This is a genomic window from Rhabdothermincola sediminis (assembly GCF_014805525.1).
GTDB classification, from domain to species: Bacteria; Actinomycetota; Acidimicrobiia; order Acidimicrobiales; family Acidimicrobilacustridaceae; genus Rhabdothermincola; species Rhabdothermincola sediminis.
In genome coordinates, this window is record NZ_JACFSZ010000003.1 from 1 (window position 1) to 23,962 (window position 23,962).

Annotated in this window: 26 protein-coding genes; 8 read left to right on the plus strand and 18 right to left on the minus strand. The window is 69.7% G+C overall.

Annotated features, from left to right (window positions below):
* Positions 1-91 precede the first annotated feature (91 nt).
* The 14 genes from cas4 to rsmD all read right to left on the minus strand — a co-directional run bounded on the left by cas4 (position 92) and on the right by rsmD (position 14,147).
* Positions 92-1,171 (minus strand): CRISPR-associated protein Cas4, encoded by a 1,080-nt coding sequence (cas4, locus tag HZF19_RS02840; protein WP_208027233.1) that lies wholly within the window; start codon positions 1,169-1,171, stop codon positions 92-94.
* Positions 1,172-1,278: 107 nt separating this feature from the next.
* The gene (csb2, locus tag HZF19_RS02845; RefSeq protein ID WP_208027234.1) at positions 1,279-2,658 is read right to left on the minus strand and encodes a type I-G CRISPR-associated protein Csb2; all 1,380 of its coding nucleotides are present in this window, start codon (positions 2,656-2,658) and stop codon (positions 1,279-1,281) included.
* Entirely contained in the window at positions 2,655-3,641 is a 987-nt protein-coding gene (gene cas7g / locus HZF19_RS02850; protein WP_208027235.1) for a type I-G CRISPR-associated RAMP protein Csb1/Cas7g, read from the minus strand. The genes csb2 and cas7g overlap by 4 nt, the downstream gene beginning before the upstream one ends.
* The gene (gene cas8g1, locus HZF19_RS02855) at positions 3,638-5,941 is read right to left on the minus strand and encodes a type I-G CRISPR-associated protein Cas8g1/Csx17 (RefSeq protein WP_208027236.1); all 2,304 of its coding nucleotides are present in this window, start codon (positions 5,939-5,941) and stop codon (positions 3,638-3,640) included. The genes cas7g and cas8g1 overlap by 4 nt, the downstream gene beginning before the upstream one ends.
* On the minus strand, positions 5,938-8,451 hold the full coding sequence (cas3g, locus tag HZF19_RS02860; protein ID WP_208027237.1) for a type I-G CRISPR-associated helicase/endonuclease Cas3g: 2,514 nt from the start codon (positions 8,449-8,451) through the stop codon (positions 5,938-5,940). The genes cas8g1 and cas3g overlap by 4 nt, the downstream gene beginning before the upstream one ends.
* 39 nt (positions 8,452-8,490) lie before the next feature.
* Positions 8,491-9,327: a bifunctional DNA-formamidopyrimidine glycosylase/DNA-(apurinic or apyrimidinic site) lyase gene (gene mutM, locus HZF19_RS02865; RefSeq protein ID WP_208027238.1), complete on the minus strand. Its 837-nt coding sequence runs from the start codon at positions 9,325-9,327 to the stop codon at positions 8,491-8,493.
* Positions 9,320-10,081 (minus strand): ribonuclease III, encoded by a 762-nt coding sequence (gene rnc / locus HZF19_RS02870; RefSeq protein ID WP_208027239.1) that lies wholly within the window; start codon positions 10,079-10,081, stop codon positions 9,320-9,322. Before rnc ends, mutM begins: the two co-directional genes overlap by 8 nt.
* The gene (locus HZF19_RS02875) at positions 10,047-10,337 is read right to left on the minus strand and encodes a phosphopantetheine-binding protein (protein ID WP_208027240.1); all 291 of its coding nucleotides are present in this window, start codon (positions 10,335-10,337) and stop codon (positions 10,047-10,049) included. The genes rnc and HZF19_RS02875 overlap by 35 nt, the downstream gene beginning before the upstream one ends.
* Positions 10,338-10,621: 284 nt before the next feature.
* Entirely contained in the window at positions 10,622-11,611 is a 990-nt protein-coding gene (plsX, locus tag HZF19_RS02880) for a phosphate acyltransferase PlsX (protein WP_208027241.1), read from the minus strand.
* 8 nt (positions 11,612-11,619) lie between these two features.
* Positions 11,620-11,799 carry a 50S ribosomal protein L32 gene (gene rpmF / locus HZF19_RS02885; protein WP_208027242.1) on the minus strand — a complete coding sequence of 60 codons (180 nt, stop codon included), beginning with the start codon at positions 11,797-11,799 and terminating at the stop codon, positions 11,620-11,622.
* A 131-nt stretch (positions 11,800-11,930) separates the two neighbouring features.
* Positions 11,931-12,491: a YceD family protein gene (locus HZF19_RS16205; RefSeq protein ID WP_208027243.1), complete on the minus strand. Its 561-nt coding sequence runs from the start codon at positions 12,489-12,491 to the stop codon at positions 11,931-11,933.
* Positions 12,488-13,123: an ATP synthase subunit B family protein gene (locus tag HZF19_RS02895; protein ID WP_208027244.1), complete on the minus strand. Its 636-nt coding sequence runs from the start codon at positions 13,121-13,123 to the stop codon at positions 12,488-12,490. The genes HZF19_RS16205 and HZF19_RS02895 overlap by 4 nt, the downstream gene beginning before the upstream one ends.
* Complete coding sequence (gene coaD / locus HZF19_RS02900) at positions 13,120-13,599, minus strand: pantetheine-phosphate adenylyltransferase (RefSeq protein ID WP_208027245.1); 480 nt, start codon at positions 13,597-13,599, stop codon at positions 13,120-13,122. Before coaD ends, HZF19_RS02895 begins: the two co-directional genes overlap by 4 nt.
* Complete coding sequence (gene rsmD, locus HZF19_RS02905; RefSeq protein ID WP_208027246.1) at positions 13,596-14,147, minus strand: 16S rRNA (guanine(966)-N(2))-methyltransferase RsmD; 552 nt, start codon at positions 14,145-14,147, stop codon at positions 13,596-13,598. The genes coaD and rsmD overlap by 4 nt, the downstream gene beginning before the upstream one ends.
* Positions 14,148-14,184: 37 nt before the next feature.
* Here rsmD and HZF19_RS02910 point away from each other — a divergent pair, with 37 nt between their 5' ends.
* Positions 14,185-14,367: a hypothetical protein gene (locus tag HZF19_RS02910; RefSeq protein ID WP_208027247.1), complete on the plus strand. Its 183-nt coding sequence runs from the start codon at positions 14,185-14,187 to the stop codon at positions 14,365-14,367.
* Positions 14,368-14,394: 27 nt separating this feature from the next.
* Here the strand turns inward: HZF19_RS02910 and recG are convergent, their stop codons facing one another.
* Together recG and HZF19_RS02920 are read right to left on the minus strand one after the other, a co-directional pair.
* Positions 14,395-16,533, minus strand: coding sequence for an ATP-dependent DNA helicase RecG (recG, locus tag HZF19_RS02915; protein ID WP_208027248.1), 2,139 nt, complete (start codon positions 16,531-16,533; stop codon positions 14,395-14,397).
* A gap of 14 nt (positions 16,534-16,547) precedes the next feature.
* Positions 16,548-18,227, minus strand: a complete 1,680-nt coding sequence (locus HZF19_RS02920; protein WP_208027249.1) for a DAK2 domain-containing protein — start codon at positions 18,225-18,227, stop codon at positions 16,548-16,550.
* Positions 18,228-18,377: 150 nt separating this feature from the next.
* On the opposite strand from HZF19_RS02920, the gene rpmB reads away from it, so the two are divergent.
* The 5 genes from rpmB (at position 18,378) to HZF19_RS02945 (ending at position 21,896) form a co-directional block, all read left to right on the plus strand.
* Positions 18,378-18,572 (plus strand): 50S ribosomal protein L28, encoded by a 195-nt coding sequence (rpmB, locus tag HZF19_RS02925; protein WP_208027250.1) that lies wholly within the window; start codon positions 18,378-18,380, stop codon positions 18,570-18,572.
* Between the two features lie 26 nt (positions 18,573-18,598).
* A complete protein-coding gene (locus HZF19_RS02930) occupies positions 18,599-18,895 on the plus strand; it encodes a hypothetical protein (protein WP_208027251.1) in 297 nt (98 codons plus the stop codon).
* Positions 18,896-19,047: 152 nt separating this feature from the next.
* The gene (locus HZF19_RS02935; protein ID WP_208027252.1) at positions 19,048-20,844 is read left to right on the plus strand and encodes a phosphoenolpyruvate carboxykinase (GTP); all 1,797 of its coding nucleotides are present in this window, start codon (positions 19,048-19,050) and stop codon (positions 20,842-20,844) included.
* Positions 20,845-21,087: 243 nt separating this feature from the next.
* Positions 21,088-21,534, plus strand: a complete 447-nt coding sequence (locus HZF19_RS02940) for an Hsp20/alpha crystallin family protein (protein WP_208027253.1) — start codon at positions 21,088-21,090, stop codon at positions 21,532-21,534.
* Between the two features lie 125 nt (positions 21,535-21,659).
* Complete coding sequence (locus HZF19_RS02945) at positions 21,660-21,896, plus strand: Lrp/AsnC family transcriptional regulator (RefSeq protein ID WP_208027254.1); 237 nt, start codon at positions 21,660-21,662, stop codon at positions 21,894-21,896.
* 40 nt (positions 21,897-21,936) lie between these two features.
* Here HZF19_RS02945 and HZF19_RS02950 read toward each other — a convergent pair whose 3' ends face one another.
* The gene (locus HZF19_RS02950) at positions 21,937-22,299 is read right to left on the minus strand and encodes a hypothetical protein (RefSeq protein ID WP_208027255.1); all 363 of its coding nucleotides are present in this window, start codon (positions 22,297-22,299) and stop codon (positions 21,937-21,939) included.
* A gap of 9 nt (positions 22,300-22,308) precedes the next feature.
* A complete protein-coding gene (locus HZF19_RS16740; protein WP_208027256.1) occupies positions 22,309-22,638 on the minus strand; it encodes an antibiotic biosynthesis monooxygenase family protein in 330 nt (109 codons plus the stop codon).
* Positions 22,639-22,705: 67 nt separating this feature from the next.
* Here HZF19_RS16740 and map point away from each other — a divergent pair, with 67 nt between their 5' ends.
* Positions 22,706-23,644, plus strand: a complete 939-nt coding sequence (gene map / locus HZF19_RS02960) for a type I methionyl aminopeptidase (protein ID WP_208027257.1) — start codon at positions 22,706-22,708, stop codon at positions 23,642-23,644.
* Positions 23,641-23,949: a hypothetical protein gene (locus tag HZF19_RS02965; protein ID WP_208027258.1), complete on the plus strand. Its 309-nt coding sequence runs from the start codon at positions 23,641-23,643 to the stop codon at positions 23,947-23,949. The genes map and HZF19_RS02965 overlap by 4 nt, the downstream gene beginning before the upstream one ends.
* The last annotated feature ends 13 nt before the right edge of the window (positions 23,950-23,962 follow it).

Sequence of the window (23,962 nt, forward strand, 5' to 3'; positions counted from 1 at the left end):
GCATACAGTCAGCAGCCATCGGGGCCTCCTCGGATCGGCGTCTTCCAACAACACCGAGTCCAGCGAGGCCCCGACCCACACGGGTGGACCCCTACACGCCCCTCATCCCACGATCACGCGCAGTGCCATCGATCGCTTCCTCGGGACGGCTCCTCGCATTGCGCATGAGCAAGGTTCGAGAGTTGCGGATCTTCGCCGATACGACGTGACGGGCGATCTCGAGACCACCCTGGCTCGCCACGATCACCTGACGGCGTCGAAGCTCGACGTGCTTGGACGGCAAACCGTGAGCCATACCCGAGAACCATCCACCTGATGAGAACCAGCAGACAGGAACCTCACGGGCAAACAGTTCGCGCAGGAGCGGCGTCGAGACCTCGACGTTGCCGTGTAGGCACAACTGGGAGACGTCGATCAACGGAACGGAAGCAAGGCGCTCACCCTTCCTCGTCACCTCGATACGGCCGTGGTTCTTCCGCACGACCGCTCCTGGCTCGGTGACGTACAGGGGATGCGGAGCATCGTCCGAAGGGATCAACCTGCGTGCGGGGAGTGACTGCCTGGTGAGCAGCACGTTCGTCTCGTCCGGCAGGCACAGTCCGACGAGGGAGCAACGTGGACACTTGGGGCTGTCCAGCAGCGGGGGTGGCGCGACGCCGGAGGCCGCCGTAGCCCGCAACTCACGAACCAACTCGAGCGTGCGACCGACCAATGCCTCGTCGAAGTCGACCCGGACCCTGCGCCTGGCCCCTGCGAACCACAGGTACCCGTGGGTGCAGCGGTAGCCTGCTTCTCGGAGTAGCAGGCCCTGCACGCACAGCTGCACACGCTCGGGCTCCCAGGCCCCTTCAGGGATATCGGGTGGCACCCCCTTCTTGTGGTCGACCGGAACAACCTCTCCCTCAGCCGCCTCCACGACGTCGCAGGTGGCCACCAGACCCAGGCGGTCGGATGAAAGCCTCAGAGACCGAGCGATCTTGAGATCCCCTTCATCCTCGGGGAGTGGGGCTCGTCCAGATGGCTGCTCGGAGTGGCGGTGACGCCACGCGCCCTCGACGGTATCGGCGTTGTGAACGAACCTCGATTCGACCCACTCGAGGAAGAAAAGGCGGGGGCAGTAACAGAACTCGTTGACCATCCGGGCAGGAACCAGCTCCGGTACGTCGCTCACGGTCGCGTCGCTGATCACACCCTGTCGTACGACCGTGCCGTGACATCGGTTTCACCCACACGCCGGGATCGCAGCGACCAGACCGGCCTGTGGCCGGTCTGGTCGCCTCAGGGTACTGGAAGGAACAACCCGAGCGAGAAGTGGGCCAACGCCCCGAGACACATCGGACCCGAGACCGGCACGTCGAACTCGAGCTCGACGTGCCTGGCGGGCCGGGCCAGTCGTAGCGATCGGCCTGGCCGGTGCCTCCGGAAGTACATGGCCGACGGATCGGCGTCGACCGTGATCCTCCCCTCGGGTAGCCCGCGGTGGCCGAGCTCATCCCGGACTTGCTCCACCACGTGCTCATCCAGCGGCCGGCGGTCTTTCGGGTACCGCGTGATCACGAACGGCGTGACCGTCCGCCAGCGGTGCGACGCCGTGGTGATCTCCGGAGCAACCCGATCGATCGGACCGAGCCCCTCGAGCACCATGCGTAGCGGCGGCACCTCCTTCAAATATCCGGAGCGAAGCCACCGCAGGTTCGTCAGCGCTCTGACGTGCTCGTCGTCGAAGCCTTCCGGCGCCCAGATCACCGCAGAATCGAGGTAGTCACCGGCAGTCGCGAACACCAGGTAGTGGGCGTGCTGGTGCTGGTCCGTTCGACGCCCAGCTTCCGCTCGACCTGACAGCGTGTGCGAGCCATCCGGTCCCTTGCTGAGCGCCGCCTGGCGGAGCAGGTCCGCCACGGCGAGGCTCTGACGGACGTGAACAGGGGCTCGGCCGTCGAGCCGGAATCGAATGGCGCTCGGGCGCCGACGGACCACGAAGCGGCCACGGGTCTGCTCTGCCGGACTCGACCCTGTCGACACATACGGCACGAGACGGGCGCCCGAAGGCCACAGCCGCTTCGAGCTGCGGATCTGAGCGGGTGTCTCCGTCAGCGCCTCGCGATCGAGCGGCGCCTCGGCGACCAACAGGTCCACCACCTCGCCCTCGGCGGGGTGAGTGGGATCCAACGGATGCCAGCGGATAGGGCGGTCCTCGGGCACGGCATCGGTCAAGGTGATCTCGCAGAGCGACTCACCTCTCCCGAGGAAGGGGATCTGTTCGACGAGACGAGCGAGCGCCTCATGCTGTTCCGGGGTGAGATCGACCTCCCAACGAACGATCGCTCCGCGGTCGGATCGGCAGGCGAGAAAGGTGTCCAGCGCCAGATCGCGCTGGTAGTCACCCGCGGTGTGCTTGTCGGCGGGCAAGAAGTGGCGCGTCAGACCGGGGCGCACGGGATCCGTGCCGTAGACCGGCAGTGCCGTGAGCTGCTCCAGGAGGCCGTGGACCACGCCCTCGGGAAGGTCGGGGCAGCGGGTCTTCCAGACTGCGTACAGCGTCCGCAGGATGCGGCGAGGAGCAGGTGGCCAGTCGGCCACCGCCTCGTTCGTGTGGGCCCCCCACGGGGTGGCGTGGATGCGCCCCCACGGGTACCGGAGCTCGAGTGTGACACTCACGTCGCCTGCTTGGCCTTCTTCTTGGCCTTGCTGGCCCACACCACGGTCCACACGGGATCGACCCCGTCGAGCTCAGGAGTCCCCGCGACGAGCTGCGAGATCTGCTCGGCGTACTGGCCCGGTTCCCCGAGAGGCTCTCCTGCCTCGTCGACCACGGGGTCAGTCGACACGTCGAAGTCGCAGAACGTCCGCAGCCGCAGTCCGCGCTCCAGCAGCGACGCAAGCTCCCAGTAGGCCACCATCTTGAGCAGTTCCGTGGCTGCGTCGCTCAAGCGATAGGAGCGGAGCTGACCGAGATCGAGGCTCCACCGCAGCAGGATGCTACGGGCGGTGTATTCGACCCGGTGGTGCGGCACGGTGCCATAGCCCTCCGCGGTCTTGCCGGGCTCCCTGAGCTTGTTCGAGACCTGGTCGAACTTGACCCCACCCGAGTGGGCCTCACGCACGTCGACCGCGTCGATCACCGAGGTCACGGCGCGGGCCATCTTCGGCTGCGCGGTCCACTGCTGCTGGGCGAAGAAGACGCCGTGGAGCAGGCAGAGCGGGTCGATCTTGAAGAGCCGCTGCGCGAAGTCGGCGTGGTCGAGCGGGCGATCTTCCCGGAGGCCGAGCCTGTCGGGAAGCTCGTCACGCATCGTGGAGCCGTTGGCCGTCGCGTCGAGGATGTACGCCGACGCGAGCCGGTGAGCCTCGGTACGGCTCGACGCAAGGAACGAACCGTCTTCGGCCTCGACCCGCACGTAGGGCAACGCTTCGAGAGCCGGCTCGGGTCGCGATTGGTCGCCCGCGACGATCCACCCGACCGCCTCGAGGCGGTTGGCCATCGACTGCGGTGATTCCACCAGGACGCAGTCGACCCAGGTCCCCGTCTCCGGATCCCAGGCCTCGAAGCGGGCCGCTCCGAGATCGGGGAAGCCCGTCGGCTGGAACCGGGGCGACGGTCGGGGCTCGAGGTCGATGGTGAACGACCGGCGCAGGGTCATGCGATCTCCTCCTCGGGAGTGCTGGTCATGTCGGGAAGGGAAGGGTTGGCCGTGCGAATGACACGGCTGAGCTCGGCGGGAAACATCGGCACCAGGGCAGCGTCGAGAACTCGGGCTCGGGCCAGCTCGGCCCGGGGGTGGAGGCGCAGCGGGACGTCGATGCCGTACTGACGCAGGCGGCCGGCCGCCAACCGCAGAGCGGTCGCGCCGTCACCCCTCGCGACAGCGGTGACGTGCTCTGATATCGGGTGGAATCGAACCTGGATCCCGGACTCCCCACCGGCGCGGAGCGCCCATCGTTTGAAAAAGGGCGCATTCGTGGCGAAAACCGGCCCGAGCGAAGCCGACGGCGTGGGCTGCTCGCCGAGCTCCTTCCACGGGAGGTCGTCGAAGCGGAACCCGGTCCAGTCCAACATCACCAGCGCCTCGAGCCAGGCGGCGAACTCCTCGTCGTCAAACGACCCCAGCCCGTAGGCGACGATGTCCTCCAGGGGGCAGGGTGAGGCCGTATCAAAGGCGACCTGGATGCCTGGCGTGTCGTGCACGAGCTCCGCATTCCGCCCTGCCGTAGCGGGCTCGTCCCCGTTGCCGTTCTGACCTGACCGAGGCGGGTTCTGGGCGCACCGCAGCGCTCGCACGCGCCAGCCCTCACGGAGGGCAGACCGTGGGTCCGGCCCGAGCAGGTCGACGACGGGTTCCGCCTCCGACCACTCGAGGCGCATCATCTGGTGGCCGTCCTGGCGCCTCACGCCGACCCGATGCACCGGCCGACACCACAACGGCACGGCGCTCACCTCGGTGGCCTGGCTTCCACGCTCGGGCCGCCACTGCGCATCCCGCTGGGACGCGATCGCGGCCGCCACCCGGAACTCCGGGCTCGTCTCGTTCGCAAAGAACCCGAACCAGTTGAGCGCTCGTAGCCCGCTGAACGGCTGCCGGACCTTGTCTCGAGCTGCCGACGAGCGGCCGACAGCACGTTCGAGCCGGTGGAGCGACACGAGCACTGCCCGGGCGTTGCGCGCTGTGTCCCGGTTGGCCAGGTCGAAGATGCTCCGGCACAGCCCGCTCGCCGCTCCTCGCACGGCCTGGGTCGGGTTCGAGATCCTCCCGACCCGTTCCAGGAACGGGTCGATGGCGCTCGTCAGCTCCACGCCACGGCGCCGCCGGACCTCGAAGCGGCCGACCGGCACGGCGAGGTTCGCCTGGCCGTGACGTTCGACGATCAAGTATCGGTCGAATGCCGCAATGTCGCGATCGACGCCGAGCGACGCTGCGGCGCGCGCGAAGTCCAGGCTGCTCGTACTCTGCTTGCCTGACCACTGCGCCCTCCCCTCCGCCAGGAGCTGGCGGAGCTCGGACAACGTCATGGGGCGTCGCCATTCCGGGAGCCAGAGCTCGGCGCGCACCTTCTCCCCGTCGGCCATGGTCCGAACAACGCCCGGGGACACGTTGACCTCGAACGGGACGGACGCCCTCGACCGGCCCGCAAGACGCCGAGCTACCCCCGAGGCGAAGAGCGATGCGCCGTGCAGTCCGAGGAGGAAGTCGATCGGGTTCACCAGCTTCTCCCCGGGACCCATGTTCACACCCCCGGTCCCTGCGGGATCGAACTGCCCAGGCAGGAGCTCGAAGAGCGGAACCCCCTCACGTGCGCCGGTGAGAGCCTCGACGACGTACCGCTGGCGGCAATCCCGGTCGGTCTTGACCATCCAGAGGACGGCCTCGTGCGCGTTCGACGACAGGTCACCGGAGCCGAGGTTCCCACCGGTACCGCCGAGCAAGGCCGGGTACACCGCCTCCTCTTCGACGAGCACAACGGCGGCGTCGAGCCAGCCAAGCGCGTCGTCGGGGAGGAGGGACCTGCACAGCCTGACGAACTCCGCCTTCCGCTTCTCGTCGACCCTCTGCCCCTTGTCCCCGTCCACGACAAGTCCGGCTCCCTGGGCCTTTGCCCAGACGTACCGACCCACCTCGATGGCCTTCCGATAGGCCGCCAGACGGGAATCGGTAGACGCCTCAAGAGCCGCCAGCCGCTCCTCCGAGCTCTGCCCCCGATCGGTTCGGAAACCGCCACGGCTGTTCCACGGCGACAGAATCGGTGGTGGCGAGTACTTGTCGACGAAGAAGTCGACGAGTTCCTCGAGGCTGCCCGCCCCCAGCGTCAGGACAAAGCGTCCTGATCGCCAGGAGCCGGTGGCTCCAGCGTCGAGCTGCTCCGCCACCGCCGCCAGAACCCCGAAGGCCTTGAGGTACGAGAGCAGCGGCCGTGTCCGGCAACCATCGAGCAGGATCTCGGTCATCGCCGCGCTTCCTCTGCGCCAGCCGAACTCATCGTCGACAAACGGTCGGCGTCGGCTAGGAGCCGGGCGCTGGCTTCCCAGTCGGCGAGCCGCACGATCGCCTCGAAGAATGCAAGCCGGAACGGCCCGAGATCGCACCGGTCGCGAAGTCCGAGCGCCTTCCGGGTCCAGCCGGCGGCTGTGTCTTCGACCCTCAGGTGTCCCTCGGGCAGCTCACCCAGCGGCGTCGAGATCGCTGGAAGCTGCGAATCGTCGACAACGCCGAGCATCACCATGTGACCGTCCCCGGACTCCTCTCCTGGAACGCTACGAATGCTGAGGCGTACCCGCCCGTGGTGGGCGCCGACGAGATACCGGCACAGGTCAGGCTCAGGGCAGTCCCGGAGCAGTTCTGTCGCATACCCCGAGAGCGCAACCAGCGAGGCGAGCTCGTGGCGGAAGTGCGGCTGCTCGAAGCTGAGACGGCCCTTCTGCTTCGGGGTCTTCGCGACGAGGTGGTCCGGCGCCGGGTGGGTGTCGTCCGCCTGATTGCGCGCCGCCGCCTGCCACACCGGATGGGCCTTCCCGAGATCGTGAAGCGCTGCGGCGGTGACGCAGGCGTTCCGGTAGTCCTCCTTCAGGTCCGGTGCCATCGCTGCGACGAGCTTCTTGGCCGCCTCCATGGCGTCCTCGAGGTGTTGTTCGAGTGGGTACCAATCCCCGGTCTGCGACGCCGGGTCGTCGGCTGCGCGTTGGTCCTCGTCGGGACGTTCGCCTGCGGAACGCTCCGCCTCCGGAACCCGCTCGCGGCTCGCCGGAGCCCACCCCAACTCGAGGCTGTAGCCACCCGCCTCGGCCGGCACGACGTAGAGCTGGCCCGGCCGCAGGTCGTCAGGGGTTGCCCGCACCCAGCTTCCCTTCTCACCGAGCGGGTCCAGCCGGAACACCGGATGGTCGTCTTCGCTGCCACCCGCCCTCATCCATGCCCGGAGCTGGTCGACCGAGACCGGGCAGAGCTCGGAGCGGGTCGGTGTCGCCATGTCGGGCCCGGTTTCGTCCCGCCATGCGACGAGGACGTCGCGCTCTTCGCCTTCACGGATGAACTGGCTCACGTCGACGACGTCCCCGGAGAGATCCGGGCTCGTGTCGAACAGCTCCAAGAGGTCCCGGCGCCGCAGGACGTGGTGGATCCTGCGCTTCGGTGCAGGCCCCTCCCCCGGGAGCGACTTCGGGGTGACCGCCTGGCCCTCCAGGCTGCGCAGCACCTCGGCTGCCACGACGAGATCGTCCGGGTCGTAGGGGGCGGCCTCCTCCCGCAGCTTCTTGTCCGGAAGGCCGTCGGTGACGTCGACCCACTCGAGCTGGGCATCTGCGATCTGGCCGCTGCGGTTGCACCTCCCGGCCCGCTGCACGATGGACGACCACGGCGCCACTTCGGTGATCATCGTGGCCGCGTCGACGTCGATACCCGCCTCGAGCACCTGGGTCGTGACCACGATGCGCCCAGGGCCTTCCGCCTTGACTCGGTCGAGTGCGCGGCCAACGGCGTTCTCACGCTCGGGGGGCCGGAAGCGGCGGTGCAGGAGCACGAGGTCCGCCTCGGGCTTCCTGGCACGGAGCTTCGTGTAGACCTCCTGGGCACGCTTCACCTGGTTGCACACCACGAGGGTGAGCGAGCCAGGTCGGTGCGAACTCAGGGCATGACCCGCAAGTTCGTCGGCGTACTTCTTGCGATCGACGATTTGGAACTCATGAACGATCTTTTGCGCATTGACCCGCAGCTGGTACCCCTTGCCCAGGCCGCTCCCCTCACCATCTTCGGTACCGGCGAGCCCCTCTGCGTCGACCTTCTCTCCGTCGGGAATCTCGGCCGCGTCGACCGTGCGCAGGAGCTCTTCGTCGAGCGTGGCGGACATCCACATCGTCCGAGTCGGCAGGATCGTGCCGAAATGCTCGCGGAACGCCTGGAGCTGGCGGCTCGTGACCGTGGCGAGCTCCATCTGCTGGACCTCGTCGAAGACCCACTGCACCCCGTTGTTGAACAGCCCGAACGAGATAGGCCAGACCCAACGACTCGACGCGTAGCCACGATTGAGCGCCCGGGACAGCAGCATGTCGACGGTGCCGATGAAGATCGCGTCGCAGGTGACCGCCAGCTGCCAGGCGCGGTCGTCCCAGCCCTCGCCGCCCATCACGCAGTGGACGTCGTCCACGGTCAGCCCACCTGTCGGGCCGGCAAGAGTCTGCGGACCGAGCTTCCTCACCCACTCGCGGACCCGCTCCACCGTCTGCTCGACCAGGCCGCGGGTGGGTAACGCCATGACCAGCCACCGAGGAGTGGACTGCCTGACCTCGGCGTCGGGGTGGGCATACCGCCGATAGAGGTGGCCGAGGACCGCCGTCTCGGTCTTACCGGTTCCGGTCGGCGCGATCAGGAGTGTCGGCAGCCCCTGTTCCGCCACCGCCAACTGGTGCGCATAAGGGACGGCCCCCTCACCGACCGCCGTAGCGAAGAACTGCTCGAAGCTCATCATCTCCCTCGTACACGCCCGCCGTGACAGACCTGCCCGTCAGACCTGGCAGACCTCGCAGTAGTAGGTCGAGCGCCCGGCGAACTTCGCCTTCACCACCAGGTTGCGTCGGCACCGCCGGCACGGCTGCTTCTCCCGGCCGTAGACGTTGTGGTGCGACTGGAACTCGCCCGGCTTACCGTTGAGGTCCACGTACTGGTCATCGGCAAGGGTGCTACCGCCGTACTTGATGGCCTCGTGCAGCGTCTCGACCACCGCCCGATACAGGCGGCGGATCTCCTGGGTGGAGAGGGTGTCGGACATGCGGTCGTAGCGCAGCCCGGCGGCGAAGAGGATCTCGTCGGAGTAGATGTTGCCGATCCCCGCCAGCTGGGTCTGGTCCATCAAGAACGCCTTCAGTCTCACCGGCTTGGCCAGCAGCAGCTGGGCGAACGCGGTCCACGAGATCGGTTCCTCCACTGGGTCGAGCCCCAGCTCCGCCAGCTCGGGCGCCTCCTCGGTGAGGGTCTCGGCCCGGGCCACGAACACCTCCCCGAAGGTGCGAGGGTCCACGAAGCGCAGCTGCCCGCCCTGGGTGAAGGTGAGCACCACGTGGGTGTGCTTGATCGGCGGGTCCTTCACCGCGGTGCGCAGCAGCTGCCCGCTCATCCGAAGGTGGATGACGATCACATCGCCGTTGTCGAGGAACAGCAGCAGGTACTTGCCCTTGCGGCTGACCCCGGTGATCTTGGCCCCCTCCACCCGGGCGATGAACTGCTTCTTCGGCTGCCGCCGCACGGTGCGGGTGCCCGACACCTCCGCCTGCTTGATGCGCTTGCCGACCACGTCGCGCTCCAGCTCACGCCGGATCGTCTCCACCTCGGGCAGCTCAGGCACGTTCCCCCTCTCCCCCCCAGTCACCGAGCCCGCTCGTGATGCGCGCCCAGGCGTCCTTCGCCGCGGCCTGCTCGGCCTGCTTCTTCGAGCGCCCCTCCCCCTCGCCGGCCACCTCACCCCCGAGGCGCACGGCGGCGAAGAACCGCTTGTCGTGATCGGGCCCCTCGTCGCGGATCCGATAGACGGGCAGCTCGTCGAACCGGCGGGCGGCCAGCTCCTGGAGCTGGGTCTTGTAGTCGTGCTCCCCCGGACCTTCGGCCGCGACCTCGATGCGCTCGGTGAGCAGCGACAGCACCAGCCGGCGGGCCGCGTCGTAGCCCCCGTCGAGGTACACCGCGCCGATCACCGCCTCCATCGCGTCGGCCAGCAGCGACGACTTCGACCGCCCCCCGCTGGCCTCCTCCCCCTTGCCCAGGCGCAGCGCGGGCCCGAGCCCCACCTCGGCGGCCACCTCCGCCAGCGTGGTGGCGTTGACCACCGACGCCCGGGTCTTGGCGAGCTGGCCTTCGGGCATCGACGGGTAGCGAGCGAAGACGTACTCGGTGACCACCAGCCCCAGCACGGCGTCGCCGAGGAACTCGAGCCGCTCGTTGGACTCGTGGCCGGGATTCTCCGAGCACCACGAACGGTGCGTGAGCGCGAGCTGCTCCAGCGCGTGATCGGTGAAGGAGTACCCGAGACGGTCGTCGAGCGATGCGAGCGTGTGCCTGCCCCCCGCCTCAGCCGAGCTTGGCCACCACGTAGTCGACGGCATCTCGCACCGTCTTGAGGTCCTCGAGGTCTTCGTCCTCGATGCGGAACCCGACGGTGCGCTCGCCCAGCTCCTCCTCCAGGGCCTCGACCAGCTCGATCAACGCCAGCGAATCGGCTTCGAGGTCGTCGGCGAACGAGTCGCCCTCGTTGATGGTCGCAGGATCGATCTCGAGGATGTCCGCCAGCCGGTCGCGGATCAGCTCGAAGACCGCCTGGCGGTCGAGCGGGCTCTGCTCCACATGGGTCTCTGCTGGCACCTGAACTCCTTGTCGATCCGCTTGGGTGATTCGGTCTGTTCGATGGTGAGGGTGTCTGATGGGTTCGCTGCCGACTGCGGACGGCCTGGCACCGTGGGTGATGGGGACCCCTGCCTGACTGGTGGTGCACGTACCGAGCCCCGAGCAGAGCACTCGATGCCGGGCGACCACCGGCCGTGCGACCCCCTCCCCCGGGCCGGAAACGCCCGAAGTGTACCGGAGCGCGATCTCCGAAGCGCCGGTGAGACGGCACCAAAGACGTCGAAGTGTGCCGGATGTTGCCGTCAGGAGGCGCTGATCGCCGCTCGGAGGTGGTCCACCACGCCGCCTTCCACCATGTCGCGGGCCACCGACACCGCGTTCACGATCGCCCGGGCGGAGGACGAGCCGTGGCTGATGATGCACACCCCATCGACCCCGAGCAGCATCGCCCCGCCGGTGGACTCCGGATCGAGCGAGGCGTACAGCGGGGCGAGGGTGGGCCAGAGCGCCTGGGAGGCGGCCCGGGCCTCCTCCGAGGAGTCGAACGCCGCCAGCAGCGCACCCACCAGCGTCTTCAACCCGCCCTCGAGGGTCTTGAGGGCCACGTTGCCGGTGAACCCGTCGGTCACCACCACGTCGACCCCGTCGGTCATCAAGTCACGACCCTCCACGTTGCCGACGAACGTGGCGCCGGTGGCACCGACCCACTCACCTGCCGCGAGGAGAGCGTGGGTCTCCTTCACCAGGGTGTTGCCCTTGGTGGGCTCCTCCCCGATCGACAACAACCCCACGCGAGGGGCGTCGAGGCCGTAGCGGTCCCGGGCGAACACCGCGCCCATCTGGGCGAACTGCACCAGCCACTCCGGCTGGCACTCCGCGTTGGCTCCCGCGTCGAGCAGCACCGTGGGGGTGGAGCCCGGAACCGGGATGGGGGTGGCGATCGCGGGGCGCGACACCCCTTTGATGCGCCCCATGCGCAACAGCGCGGACGCCATCGTGGCGCCGGTGTTGCCGGCGCTGACCATGGCGGACGCCTTGCCGTCGCGCACCAGCTCCGCCGCTCGCACCAGCGAGGAGTCCTTCATGGTGCGCACGCTGGAAGCCGGGTCGTCGTCCATGGCGATCACCTGCGAGGCGGCGAAGAGCTCCAGCTCGCCCGGATCGCCGATGGCCTCGGGCTGGCCCACCAGCACGATGGGCACCCCGAGCTCGGCCGCGGCGGTGCGGGCGCCTTCGACGATCGCGCCCGGTGCGTGGTCGCCGCCCATGGCGTCGACCGCGATCGGCAGCATCGGGACGGTCAGTCGACGTCGATGGCCTGCCGGCCCCGGTACCAGCCGCAGTTGCCGCACACCCGGTGCGGGCGCTTCACCGCACCGCAGCGCGGGCAGCCCGACCGAGCGGGGGAGCCGAGCCGCCATGCCGACGCACGCCGGCTGCGGCTCTTGGACTTGGAGGTCTTCTTCTTGGGGACGGCCATCGTGGTTCCTGGTGATCTCGCGCGCGGCAGCGCCTGGGCGGAGGGGACAGGTTAGCGGGAGCCGCACCGGCCGAGCGAACGGCCGGCTGGCCGCCAGCCGGCGAGCTCGCAGCGCGTGTTCCAGTGCGGAGTCACTCCGTCCCCGACGTACCGCCCTGGCTCGGCTCGTCCTCCTCGAAGTGGAGCTGGTCCAGCGCCGCCCACCGCGGATCGCGCCCTCCACCACCGCCCGCTTCGCCGGCCGGCTCGGCGCCCTCCACCAACGCCGGGAACGTCTCCGGCGCCGGCCCCAGACATCCCGGCTCGCACAGCGGAGCCAGCGGCAACGACAACAGCGCCGCATCGCGCACCATCGGCTCCAGATCTACCACGTCGTCCTCACCCAGCGGGTAGGTCTCCCCCTCGACCGGGTGACGCTCGAAGATCTCGCGGACGGTGGCCTCGACCAGCCCCTCCACCGGTTGCAGGCACCGCCGGCACTCGCCCACCCACGGCACCGTGATACGGCCCTCTGCCACCACGCCGTTGGCGATCGACTCCAGCTCCAGCTCAACCCCGATCTCGGCATCGTCGGGCACCGCAGCAGTGGAGATGCGCAGCCCTACAAGCACCACCCTGCGGCCGAACGGCCGGCGGCTCCCCAGGTGGCGGCGCAGGTCGGCCACCCCGGTCTGGAGCGGCCGAGCGGTCACGGCTCGTCCTGGTCGAAGAGCTGCTCGGTCGGCGGGGGCGGCAGGGGCTCGTCCGGCGGTGGCGGGAGCGTCGCTTCGGCCAGCCGTTGCTCCTCCTCCGCGCCGGTCTCACCCAGCAGGTTCGTGCCCTGCAGCTTGGCCCTCCCCGCGGCGACCAGCTTCTGGGTGCGCTCGAGCACGATCTCGAAGCTCGCCAGCTTCTGGTCACAGAAGTCCTCGACCTCGTGGCGCAGGCGGCGGGCCTCGCTCTCGGCAGTGTCGATGATCTGGTAGGCCCGCTGCTCGGCGGCCTTCACCACCTCGGTGCGCTGCACCATCCGCTCGGCCCGGGCCCGGGCCTGCTCCAGCAGCTCCTCACCCTGGTGGCGGACCCGCGCCAGGTACTCCTCGCGCTCCTTCAGCAGCCAGCGGGCGGCCCGCAGCTCTTCGGGCAGGCGGGCGATCGCCTCGTCGATGAGCTCGAGCACCTCGTCCTTGGCGATCATCGACGAGGCCGACAGCGGCACCGGTCGGGCCGCCTCGATCATCTCCCGCAGCTGCAGCAGCACCTCCTCCGTCTCGGGCGGGTGGTACTGCGAGCCCACGGGCGGCGGGGTCAGATCGAGATCCTCGGGGGCGTCGAAGTCGCTCACCGGCCGTACTTCTCCTGCAAGCGCTTGGCCACCGCCATCGGAACCATCGCGGACACGTCACCCCCGAAGCGGGTGATCTCCCGGATCAACCTCGACGCCAGGAACGAGTGCGCCGACGCGGAGGGGATGAACAAGGTGTCGACCCCGGAGATCTTGTGGTTCATCTGCGCCATCTGCAGCTCGCTCTCGAAGTCCGACACCGCTCGCAGGCCCTTCACGATGAAGTCGGCGCCGACCTCCTGGGCCAGGTCGACCACCAGGCTCGAGAACATCGTCACCCGCACGTTCTCCAGGTGCGCGACGGTCTCCTCCAGCATCGCCCGGCGCTCGTCGAGCGTGAACAGCGGCTCGCCCTTCTGCGGGTTGCGCATCGCGGCCACGATCACCTCGTCGAACAGGCGCGAGGCGGTCTCGACGATCTCGACGTGACCGTTGTGGATCGGATCGAACGAGCCGGGGTACAGGACTCGGGTCAACGGGTCTCCGGGGAACTCGGGGGACGAGCGAACACGACGAGCGTACCGCCGTAGCGCTTGCGCCTCTCAACACGCCACCCCTCCGGCAGGGGCACCTCCCGGTCGGACTCCACCACCACCAACCCGCCCGGCCCGACCACCCGCCCGATCGAGCCCAACAGCGCCCGCCACTCGCCGTAGGCGTATGGGGGGTCGGCGAGCACCAGATCGAAGGCGCCGGTCGCTCGCGCCAGGTAGCTCGCGGCGTCGGCGGCCACCACCGTGGCGTTCCCGGTGAAGCCCGTGGCCGCCAGGTTCTGCTCGATCGCGGCCCGAGCGGCGCGGTCGCGCTCCACCAGCACCGCGTGGCGCGCCCCGCGCGACAGCGCCTCGATGGCCAGCGCCCCCGAGCCCGCGAACAGGTCGAGGACCCGGTCCCCCTCGATGGCATCGAGGCTTCCCAGCGCGTTGAACACCGCTTCGCGCACCCGGTCGGTGGTGGGCCGCACGTCGCGGCCGGCAGGTGCGACCAGGCGCCGACCTCTGGCTGTGCCGGCGACCACCCGCATCGGTCGCCAACCGTACCGGGGCAGTACCCTGCCCGGCGTGGAAGCACCGCCCGGGTTCACCTGCGTGGACTGCGGCGGCCGTACCCGGCTGCTGTCGTACCGCCCCGAGGACGGCTGGGAGCCCGGCGACGTCGTCGCCTACCGCTGCCCCGACTGCGGCGAGCGCTTCGACGTGGTGCTCGAAGCCGGCGACGACGACCACCCGGAGCCCGGCACCTAGCCCCACCAGCGCACGATCCGAGCCCGGTCAGGACTTGAGCAGGAACTCGGCCGCGTCCTCGTCCGGCAGCAGCACCGCCAGCTCCTCCGCCAGCGCCGGGTGCCCGGCCAGCGACGGATCGTCACCGACCAACTCGAAGGCCACCTCACGGGCCCGCCCCACCCACTCCCGATCGCGCCGCAGCGACGCCAGCCGCAAGTCGTTGCGCCCCTTCTGGCGCTCCCCCATGATCGTGCCCTCACCCCGCAGCTCGAGGTCGACCTCGGCCAGCTCGAAGCCGTCGGTGGTGCGCACCATCGCCTGCAACCGCTGCTCGCCCTCCGCGGTCGTGGCGTCGCCCACGAGGTAGCACACCGACGCCGCCTCGCCCCGACCGACCCGGCCGCGGAGCTGGTGGAGCTGCGCTATGCCGAAGCGGTCGGCGTCGAGGATCACCATCACCGTGGCGTTCGGCACGTCGACGCCCACCTCGATCACCGTGGTCGCCACCAGCACGTCGAGCTCACCGTCCCGGAAGCGACCCATGACGGCCTCCTTGTCGGACGGGCCGACCCGCCCGTGCAGCAGCCCGAGCCGCAGGCCGCGCAGCTCACCGCCGGCGAGCCGCTCGAAGGTCTCCTCCGCCGAGGCCACCTCCAGCTTGTCGCTCTCCTCGACCAAGGGGCACACCACGTAAGCCTGGCGCCCCGCGGCCACCTCGGCCCGCACCGTGTCCCACACCTCCTCCTCGGCGCCGGGCCCTCGCGCCCAGCGGGTCACGATCGGCGTGCGCCCCGGCGGCAGCTCGTCGAGCACCGACACGTCGAGGTCGCCGTAGACCGTCATCGCCGCGGTACGAGGGATCGGCGTAGCGGTCATCACCAGCACGTCCGGCACCGCCTCGGCGGTGCTCTTGGCTCGCAGCGCGGCCCGCTGCTCCACCCCGAAGCGGTGCTGCTCGTCGATCACCACCACACCCAGCGCCCGGAACGAGACCCCCTCCTGGATCAGCGCGTGCGTGCCGATCAGGATGTCGATCCCACCCCGCTCGAGCTCGGCCAACAGCCGGCGGCGCTCGGCCGCGGTGGTGCGGTTGGTGAGCAGCTCCACCCGCAGCTCACGGTCGAGACCGGCACTGGCGAACAGGTTGCCGTCCTCGGCGGTGTCGGGGACGGTGAAGCCCTCCAGCATCCGGCGGATGCCGAGGTGGTGCTGCTCGGCGAGCACCGCGGTGGGAGCCATCAACGCCCCCTGGTGGCCACCCTGCACCGCCACCAGCAGGGCGCTGACCGCCACCACCGTCTTGCCCGCCCCGACGTCGCCCTGCAACAAGCGGTGCATCGGATGCGGGCCGGTCAGGTCGCGCTCGATCTCGGTGATGACCCGCCGCTGGGCGCCGGTCAGGGGGAACGGCAGGCGCTGGTGGAAGCGCGCCACCAACTCGCCCCCCACGTCGTGGCGGATGCCCACGGTGGTGGCCTCCAGCTCCCGCTTGCGTTGCACCAGCTCGAGCTGGACGCGCAGCAGCTCGTCGAACACCAGCCTGCGCCGGGCCTCCTGCAGGTCGCGCATCGACTCCGGCGCGTGGATGTCGTGGAACGCGCGGCGGCGGTCGACGAGACCCCAGCGTGCCCGCACGTGATCGGGCACCGGGTCGTCGAACCGGGTACGCCGCAACAGCTCCGCCACCCACCTCGCGACGTCCGAGCTCTGCACCCCGGCCTTCTCCGACTGGGGGTACACGGGGATGATGCGCCCGGTCTTGTCGCCCACCAGGTCCACCACCGGGTTGGTCATCTGGCGGCGGCCACGGAACAGCTCGAGCTTGCCGAACAACACCACCTCGGTGCCCGGGGTGAGCTGGCGCTCCCGCCACGGCTGGTTGAAGAAGGTCACCCTCATGCCGGCCTGCCCATCGGTCACCTCGGCGGTGACCATGCGCCGGCGGTTGCGGGCCACCCGGCTGCCCACGCTCACCACCCGGGCCAGCACCATGGCCTCCTCACCCGGGCGCAACTGCCCGAGGGGGACCTCCTTGGTGCGGTCCAGGTAGCGGCGCGGGTAGTACATCAGCAGATCGAGCAGCGAACGGACCTCGACCTGCTCCAGCGCGGCCGCGGAGCGTGGCCCCACGCCCTTCAGCTCGGTCACCGGGATCCCGGCCAGGCGGACCAGCGTGCCGGCCATCGCGCCGCCGCGGGCTACTCGATCCCGAACAGGTACGGGTAGAGAGGTTGGCCGCCGTGGTGCACCTCGGCCGTCACGTTCGGCCGGTGGTCCTGCAACCACAGCTCGATGTGACGGGTGGTGGCCGCGGTCGCGCCCTCCCCCTCGATGATGGTGACGATCTCGTGGTCGTCGCGAACCAGCGCGTCGAGCAGCTGGGTGCAGGCGTCGTCGAGGCTCGGCGCGACAGCCACGATGCCGTCACGGCCGAGGCCGATGTAGTCGCCCTCGGCAATGGGCCCGAGGTCGCACGACGAGTCGCGCACCGCCCGGGTCACCTCGCCGGCGATCACGTTGGCCGCCGCTTCGGCCATCGCCCGGGCGTTGTCCTCGCCGCTGGCCTGGGGGTCGTAGGCCAGCAAGGAGGCGAAGCCCTCCGCCACCCCCCGGGTCGGCACCACGTAGACCCGCTTGCTCGTCTGGCCCCCCACCTGCTCGGCCACCGGGATGATGTTCTTGTTGTTGGGCAGGATCACGACCTCGTCCGCCGGGGCCCGCTCCACCGCTTCCAGCAACTGGGCGGTCGAGGGGTTCATCGTCTGCCCGCCGGTGACGATGCCCTGCACCCCCAGCGAGTAGAAGATGCGCCGCACCCCGTCGCCGGTGGCCACCGCCACCACCGCGCACGGCACCGGCTCGTGCGCCGCGGCCGGCTCGGGTGGCAGTGGCTCGGCCTCGCGGACCCAGCGTTCCTCCTCCACCTGCTCGAGCAGGTCGGTGACCCGGATGTTGCGCGGGCGACCGATGTCGATGCCCGCTTCGATCGCCGCGCCGATGTCGTCGGTGTGGATGTGGCAGTTCCACAAGCCATCCCCGCCGACCACCACGATCGAATCGCCGACCGTGGCCCACACGTCCTTGAACCCGGGCACCGCCTCGTCGGGGGCCTCGAGGAAGTACATGACCTCGTAGCGCAGGTCGGACACGCCCTTCTCGCCCGACTCGGCGTTCCGGTGGTCCGCGCTGGGGCCCCCGTGCCCGCCGGCCACCAGTGCCCCCGCCGGCAGCCGCCCCTCGTCTTCAGTGGGCACCGGCATCGGCCGGCCATCGATGACATGGGCCAGCGCGTCGAGCAGCAGCAGCAGCCCCGCGCCGCCCGCGTCCACCACCCCCGCCTCGGCGAGCACCGGCAGCAGCTCCGGCGTGCGCTCCAAGGCTCGACCTCCGGCGTCGCGGGCCCGCTCCAGCACCTCGACGAGTGCCGCCCCTCGCTCGGCCGCGGCCCGGGCCGCCTCGGCGGACTCCCGGACCACCGTGAGGATGGTCCCCTCCACCGGCCGCATCACCGCGCCGTACGCGGCGTCGGACGCTGCCCGGAGGGCCTCGGCCCACACCGAGGCGTCGCAGGTTTCGTGCTCGCGCAGCACATCGCAGGTGCCTCGCAGGATCTGCGACAGGATCACCCCCGAGTTGCCCCGGGCGCCCATCAGCGAACCGTGCGCGATCGCCTTGCAGGTCGAAGCCATGTCGGTGGCCGCGAGATCCAGCTCGTTGCACACCGCCTCGAGGGTGAGGGCCATGTTCGTCCCGGTGTCACCGTCGGGAACCGGGTAGACGTTCAGCCGGTTGATCGCCTCCCGATGGTCACGGAGCGCGCCGGCGTAGACCTTCATGGCTCGCCGGATCTCGTCCGCCGTGAACACATCGATGGGCATCGCCGGCCGATGGTACCGATCGCCACGGAACAGACCCGCGATCAGCGCGATTGTCGCGATCGGGCTCGTCGCTGCTAGCGTTCCCGGGGCCTCGTTCGAGGCCTCTGCTGTTTCGAGAACTCCCGCCCCGAGAACCCCCGAGGTCCCCCCATGGCTGCCGTCTGCGAGGTGTGTGGCAAGAAGCCGTCGTTCGGCATGGCGGTGAGCCACTCGCACCGCCGCACCAAGCGCCGCTGGAACCCCAACATCCAGCGGGTGCGAGCGCTGGTCAACGGCGCGCCCAAACGGCTGAACGTGTGCACCTCGTGCATCAAAGCCGGCAAGATCGACAAGGTCGCCCGCTGAGGCGGCCGATCGACGGGGAGCCTGTCGTGCAAGGGGTGATCAAGTCCTACGACCCGTCCAGCGGTGTCGGCACGATCATCGCCGACACCGACCTACGCGAGTACGAGCTGGCCGAGGGGGCGCTCGAGCACTCGCCGTTCCGGATGCTCCGCCAGGGCCAGCGGGTGATCTTCGACCTGGACGGGCGCGGGCTGGCCATGAAGCTGCGCCTCGGTTCGGAGGTCGACATGGGCACACCGGGCTTCGAGCTCGCGCACCCCGACGACCGCCAGCACCCCCAGGACGGCCCCGACCAGCCCGTCCTGGGCCCGAAGGGCCACTGAGCCGAACACCCGCCGGGTCCTGCGCGAACCACCGCGTGGTCTCCTGTCGCCTGCCGTGGGCTGGCTGCCCACGGCCTGTCGCCACCTAGTATTGGGTATTCACGGTCGCGTCATCGGCGCGTCATCGGAGCGACAACGACGTCGGAGGTCACATGCCCGCCTCAACCGCCAACCAGAAGCTGATCGACTGGGTCGACGAGTGGGCACGGATCCTCCGACCGGCGAGCGTCCACTGGTGTGACGGTTCCGAAGAGGAGCGGCGGCAGATGTGCGACCTGCTCATCGAGGGCGGGACGTTCCGACCACTGAACGAGAGGCTGCGCCCGGACAGCTTCCTCGCCCTGTCCGATCCCGGCGACGTGGCCCGGGTGGAGGACCGCACGTTCATCTGCTCCGAGCGCGAGAGCGACGCGGGGCCCACGAACAACTGGCGGGACCCGGCCGAGATGCGAGCCGAGCTGCTCGAACTCCTCGACGGGGCGATGCAGGGTCGCACCATGTACGTGGTGCCGTTCAGCATGGGTCCACTCGGATCGCCGATCGCGCACATCGGGGTGCAGCTCACCGACTCGCCCTACGTCGTGGTGAACATGCGGATCATGACCCGCATGGGCCAGGCCGCACTCGACGTGCTGGGCCCCGACGGCGAGTTCGTACCCTGCATCCACTCGGTTGGCGCGCCGCTGGCCCCCGGGCAGCAGGACGTGCCCTGGCCCTGCGACGCGGACAACAAGTACATCGTCCACTTCCCCGAGACCCGCGAGATCTGGTCCTACGGCTCGGGCTACGGCGGCAACGCGCTGCTGGGCAAGAAGTGCTTCGCCCTGCGCATCGCGTCGACCATGGCCCGCGACGACGGCTGGTTGGCCGAGCACATGCTGATCCTCGGGGTCACCCCACCTGACGGGAAGAAGCACTACATCGCGGCCGCGTTCCCCTCCGCCTGTGGCAAGACGAACATGGCGATGATGATCCCCACCCTGCCGGGGTGGAAGATCGAGACCATCGGTGACGACATCGCCTGGATGAAGTTCGGGGACGATGGGCGGCTCTACGCCATCAACCCCGAGGCCGGGTTCTTCGGCGTCGCGCCGGGCACCAATGCCAAGACCAACCGCAACGCGATGGAGACCCTGAAGGGGCACGTGGTGTTCACCAACTGCGCGCTCACCGACGACGGTGACGTGTGGTGGGAGGACATGACCGACGAGCCCCCCGCGCACCTCGTCGACTGGCGCGGCCAGGATTGGACGCCCGAGATGGGCACGCCGGCCGCTCACCCCAACGCCCGGTTCACCGCGCCCGCCAACCAGTGCCCCTCCATCGCCCCCGAGTGGGAGGACCCCGCCGGTGTGCCGATCTCCGCGATCCTCTTCGGTGGTCGGCGGGCCACGAACGTGCCGTTGGTGACCGAGTCGTTCGACTGGCGACACGGGGTGTTCCTGGGCTCGATCATGTCCTCGGAGAAGACAGCCGCCGCGACCGGCACCGTCGGCGAGCTGCGCTTCGACCCCTTCGCCATGTTGCCCTTCTGCGGGTACAACATGGGCGACTACTTCGCCCACTGGCTCTCGATCGGCGAGGCCAGCGCGGTCGACAAGCTCCCCAAGCTGTTCTGGGTCAACTGGTTCCGCAAGGGCGAAGATGGCTCCTTCCTGTGGCCGGGCTTCGGCGAGAACTCGCGAGTGCTCAAGTGGATCGTCGAGCGGGTCGAGGGCCGCGGTGAGGCCACCGAGACCCCGATCGGCTGGGTGCCCACCCTCGACGCCTTGGACCGCACGGGCCTGAACGTGGACGAAGCCACCCTGGCCGAGCTCCTTGAGGTGGACCCGGAGGCGTGGCGCCAGGAGATCCCGCTCATCGAGAACCACTTCGAGTTCATCGGCGAGCGCCTGCCCGATGAGCTGCGGGACGAGCTGCGCCAGCTCGAGAAGCGCCTCGCGGACTGACCCACTCGAATCCCGAGCTGCCTGGCCGGGGCCCTCGCGCGGCGCCCCGGCCTGTCGACCCCTCCACTCGAGAGGTGGCACGAACGCGCCCTCGCGCCCCTTTCCCGGTGCCTCGCAGCACACCTATGATCGCATAGCAGTCAGAAAACTTGCGTTGTCAACACTCAACTTTTGCGCTATTCTGCAGGTTGAGTCGAACGACCTATCGGAGCAGTCCGAGTCACCAGCAAGGAGGTCCCAGCCATGCTGATCCGTTTCGATCCCTTCCGGGAGCTCGACCGCCTGACCCAGGAGATGTGGAGCGGCACACCCGCCGGCCCCGCCCGGATCGCCATGGACGCGGTACGCAAGGGCGACCGGGTCGAGATCAGCTTCGAGCTGCCCGGTGTCGATCCCGACAGCATCGACGTCGAGGTCGAGAACAACGTGCTCACTGTCTCCGCCGAGCGGCGGGTCGAGACCGAGCGCAAGGAGGGCGAGGAGGTACTCGTCCGGGAGCGGCGCTACGGGCGCTTCGTCCGCCAGCTCTCCCTCGGCGACAACCTCGACGCCGATCGGCTCGAGGCCCGCTACCACGACGGGGTCCTGCACGTCACCGTCCCCGTGGCCGAGCAGGCCAAGCCCCGCAAGATCGAGGTCAGCCGGGGACAGGGCGCACAGGCCATCGAAGCCGAGGTCTCCCACAACTGAGCCGCGGGGCATGACGCTGGTGACCTGGGGCCCGGCTCCTCGGCCGGGCCCCGGGGTTCCCGGCCCAGTTACCATCGGCATCGCCCCCATGGCTTGATGACCCAGAACGCAGAAGGGAGACCGCGATGGCCGTCAGCGCCTACGTGCTCATCCAGACGGAGGTCGGCAAGGCCGCGCAAGTGGCCGAGGAGGTGGGCGCGATCGACGGCGTGGTCTCCGCCGACGACGTCACCGGGCCCTACGACGTCATCGCCCGGGCCGAGGCCGGCTCGGTCGACGATCTCGGCAAGATGGTGGTGAGCCGCATCCAGATGATCGACGGCATCACCCGCACCCTCACCTGCCCGGTCGTCAACCTCTGACCGGGCAGCGGTCCCGGCTCCTCGGCGGGTTCCACCCCAGCTAGGTCGCGCCCACGATCATCGCCCTGATCCCGAGGCCCATCAGGAACAATCCACCGAACCCGTACAGCAGGAACCGGTAGGGCTCCATCTGCTGGCGGTAGCTGTAGATCAGCCCCACGGCGATGATGGCCACGAACCCGTAGAACATGTGGAACTGCGGGGCCTCGAGGCCCTGTCCGGCCACCAGACCCACGCCCATGGCCACCTGGCCGAAGATCGCCACTTCCGCCACGATCGTGAACCACCACAGGGCGCGGGTTCGCAGGGCGGGCAACCAGTGGGCGGCCAGCGCCCACGCCCCTGCCAAGCCGTTGCCGATGATCACGAACCAGGCGAACGACTCGTGCAGATCGAGCAGCACGGGTCTGGATCAGCTCGCGCGCGAGCCGCTCGACAGCGCCACCTGGTACGACCACAGCTCGCTGTGCGTGCTCACCGGCCCGCCATGAGGCGCCGGCGCGTCAGCACCCTGGTGGCCGTGAGCGAACGCCGGTGACGCCACCCACGCCTGGAACGCCTCCTCGTCACGCCAGCGGGTCACCACCAGCCAGGTGTCGCGGCCGTCGGTCGGCTGGAGCAGCTCGAAGCCCTCGAACCCGTCCTGATCGTCCACCGCGCCGGCGCGGGCGGCGAAGCGCTTGGCCAGCTCGTCGCCCGCCTCTGGGGGCACGGTGATGGCGTTGATCTTGATGATGCTCACCGGCCAGATCGTGTCGCACGCGCCCCGGAGCCGCCAGTCAGCCGGGAGCCCTACACTGCCGAGGACGATGTTGAAGGCGAACGACCCGTGCTGGTGCGGCAGCGGCCGCAAGTTCAAGCGGTGCCACAAGGCCAGCCAAGAACGGCTGCGCCCGGGCGCCGTGAGCGCGCCCCGCGACGTGCCGCCGCACATCCCCCGCCCCGACTACGCGGCGACGGGGACGCCGATCCGCTGGGACGAACCCCGGGTCAAGTCCGCCGACGTGATCGATCGGATGCGGCGGGCGGGGCGGGCTGCGGCGGAGATCCTCCAGCTCGCCGGCGAGGCGGTCGACGTCGGGGTCACCACCGACGAGCTCGACGCCCTCGTCCACCAGGCGTGCATCGACCGGGGTGGGTACCCGAGCCCGCTCAACTACCGTGGCTTCCCCAAGTCGCTGTGCACCTCCGTCAACGAGGTCATCTGCCACGGCATCCCCGACGACCGGCCACTGCGCGACGGTGACCTGGTCAACCTCGACGTCACCATCTACCTCGACGGGGTGCACGGCGACACCAACGCCACGTTCCTGGTGGGCGCCGCCGACCCCGAGTCCCGGCGGCTGGTGCGGGTGACCCGCGAGTGCCTCGAGCGGGGCATCGAAGCCGTGGTCCCGGGAAGGCCGCTCTCCGACGTCGGCAAGGCCATCGAGGAGCACGCCGACGCGAACGGCTTCGAGGTGGTGCGGGCCTTCGTCGGTCACGGCATCGGTGAGCAGTTCCACACCGACCTGCAGATCCCCCACTACTACGAGCCCCGCCTCGCCACCATCGCCGAGCCCGGCATGACGTTCACCATCGAGCCGATGATCTCCATGGGTACCGGCCAGCACCGCCTCTGGGACGACGGCTGGACCGCGGTCACCGCCGACGGCAGCCGCACCGCCCAGTTCGAGCACACGCTGCTGGTCACCGACCATGGAGCCGAGATCCTCACCGTGGCTCCCGACCGGGAGCACGTCGGGTGAAGCACGCCCGGTTCACCATCGCCCACCTGACCGTCGACGGCGAGGACATGCCCCTGCTCTACGCGGATCTCGTGGTCGCCCAGCACGACAACCAGAGCGAGCTGGAATGGGAGTGCGTGGCCGCGTCGCGCCGCTCGATGGCACTCGAGCAGTCCTGCTACGACCTGCGGATGCTGACCCCACAAGGCCGGCGCCTCGCTGGCGACGTGGTGCTGGTCCGCAGCGACGATCGAGGGCACGTGTTCCGCGGGGTGGGCCCGCTCGCCGGGTTCACCGAGCGCGAGTTCGAGCGCCCGGCCCACTGAGCGGCACCCCGAC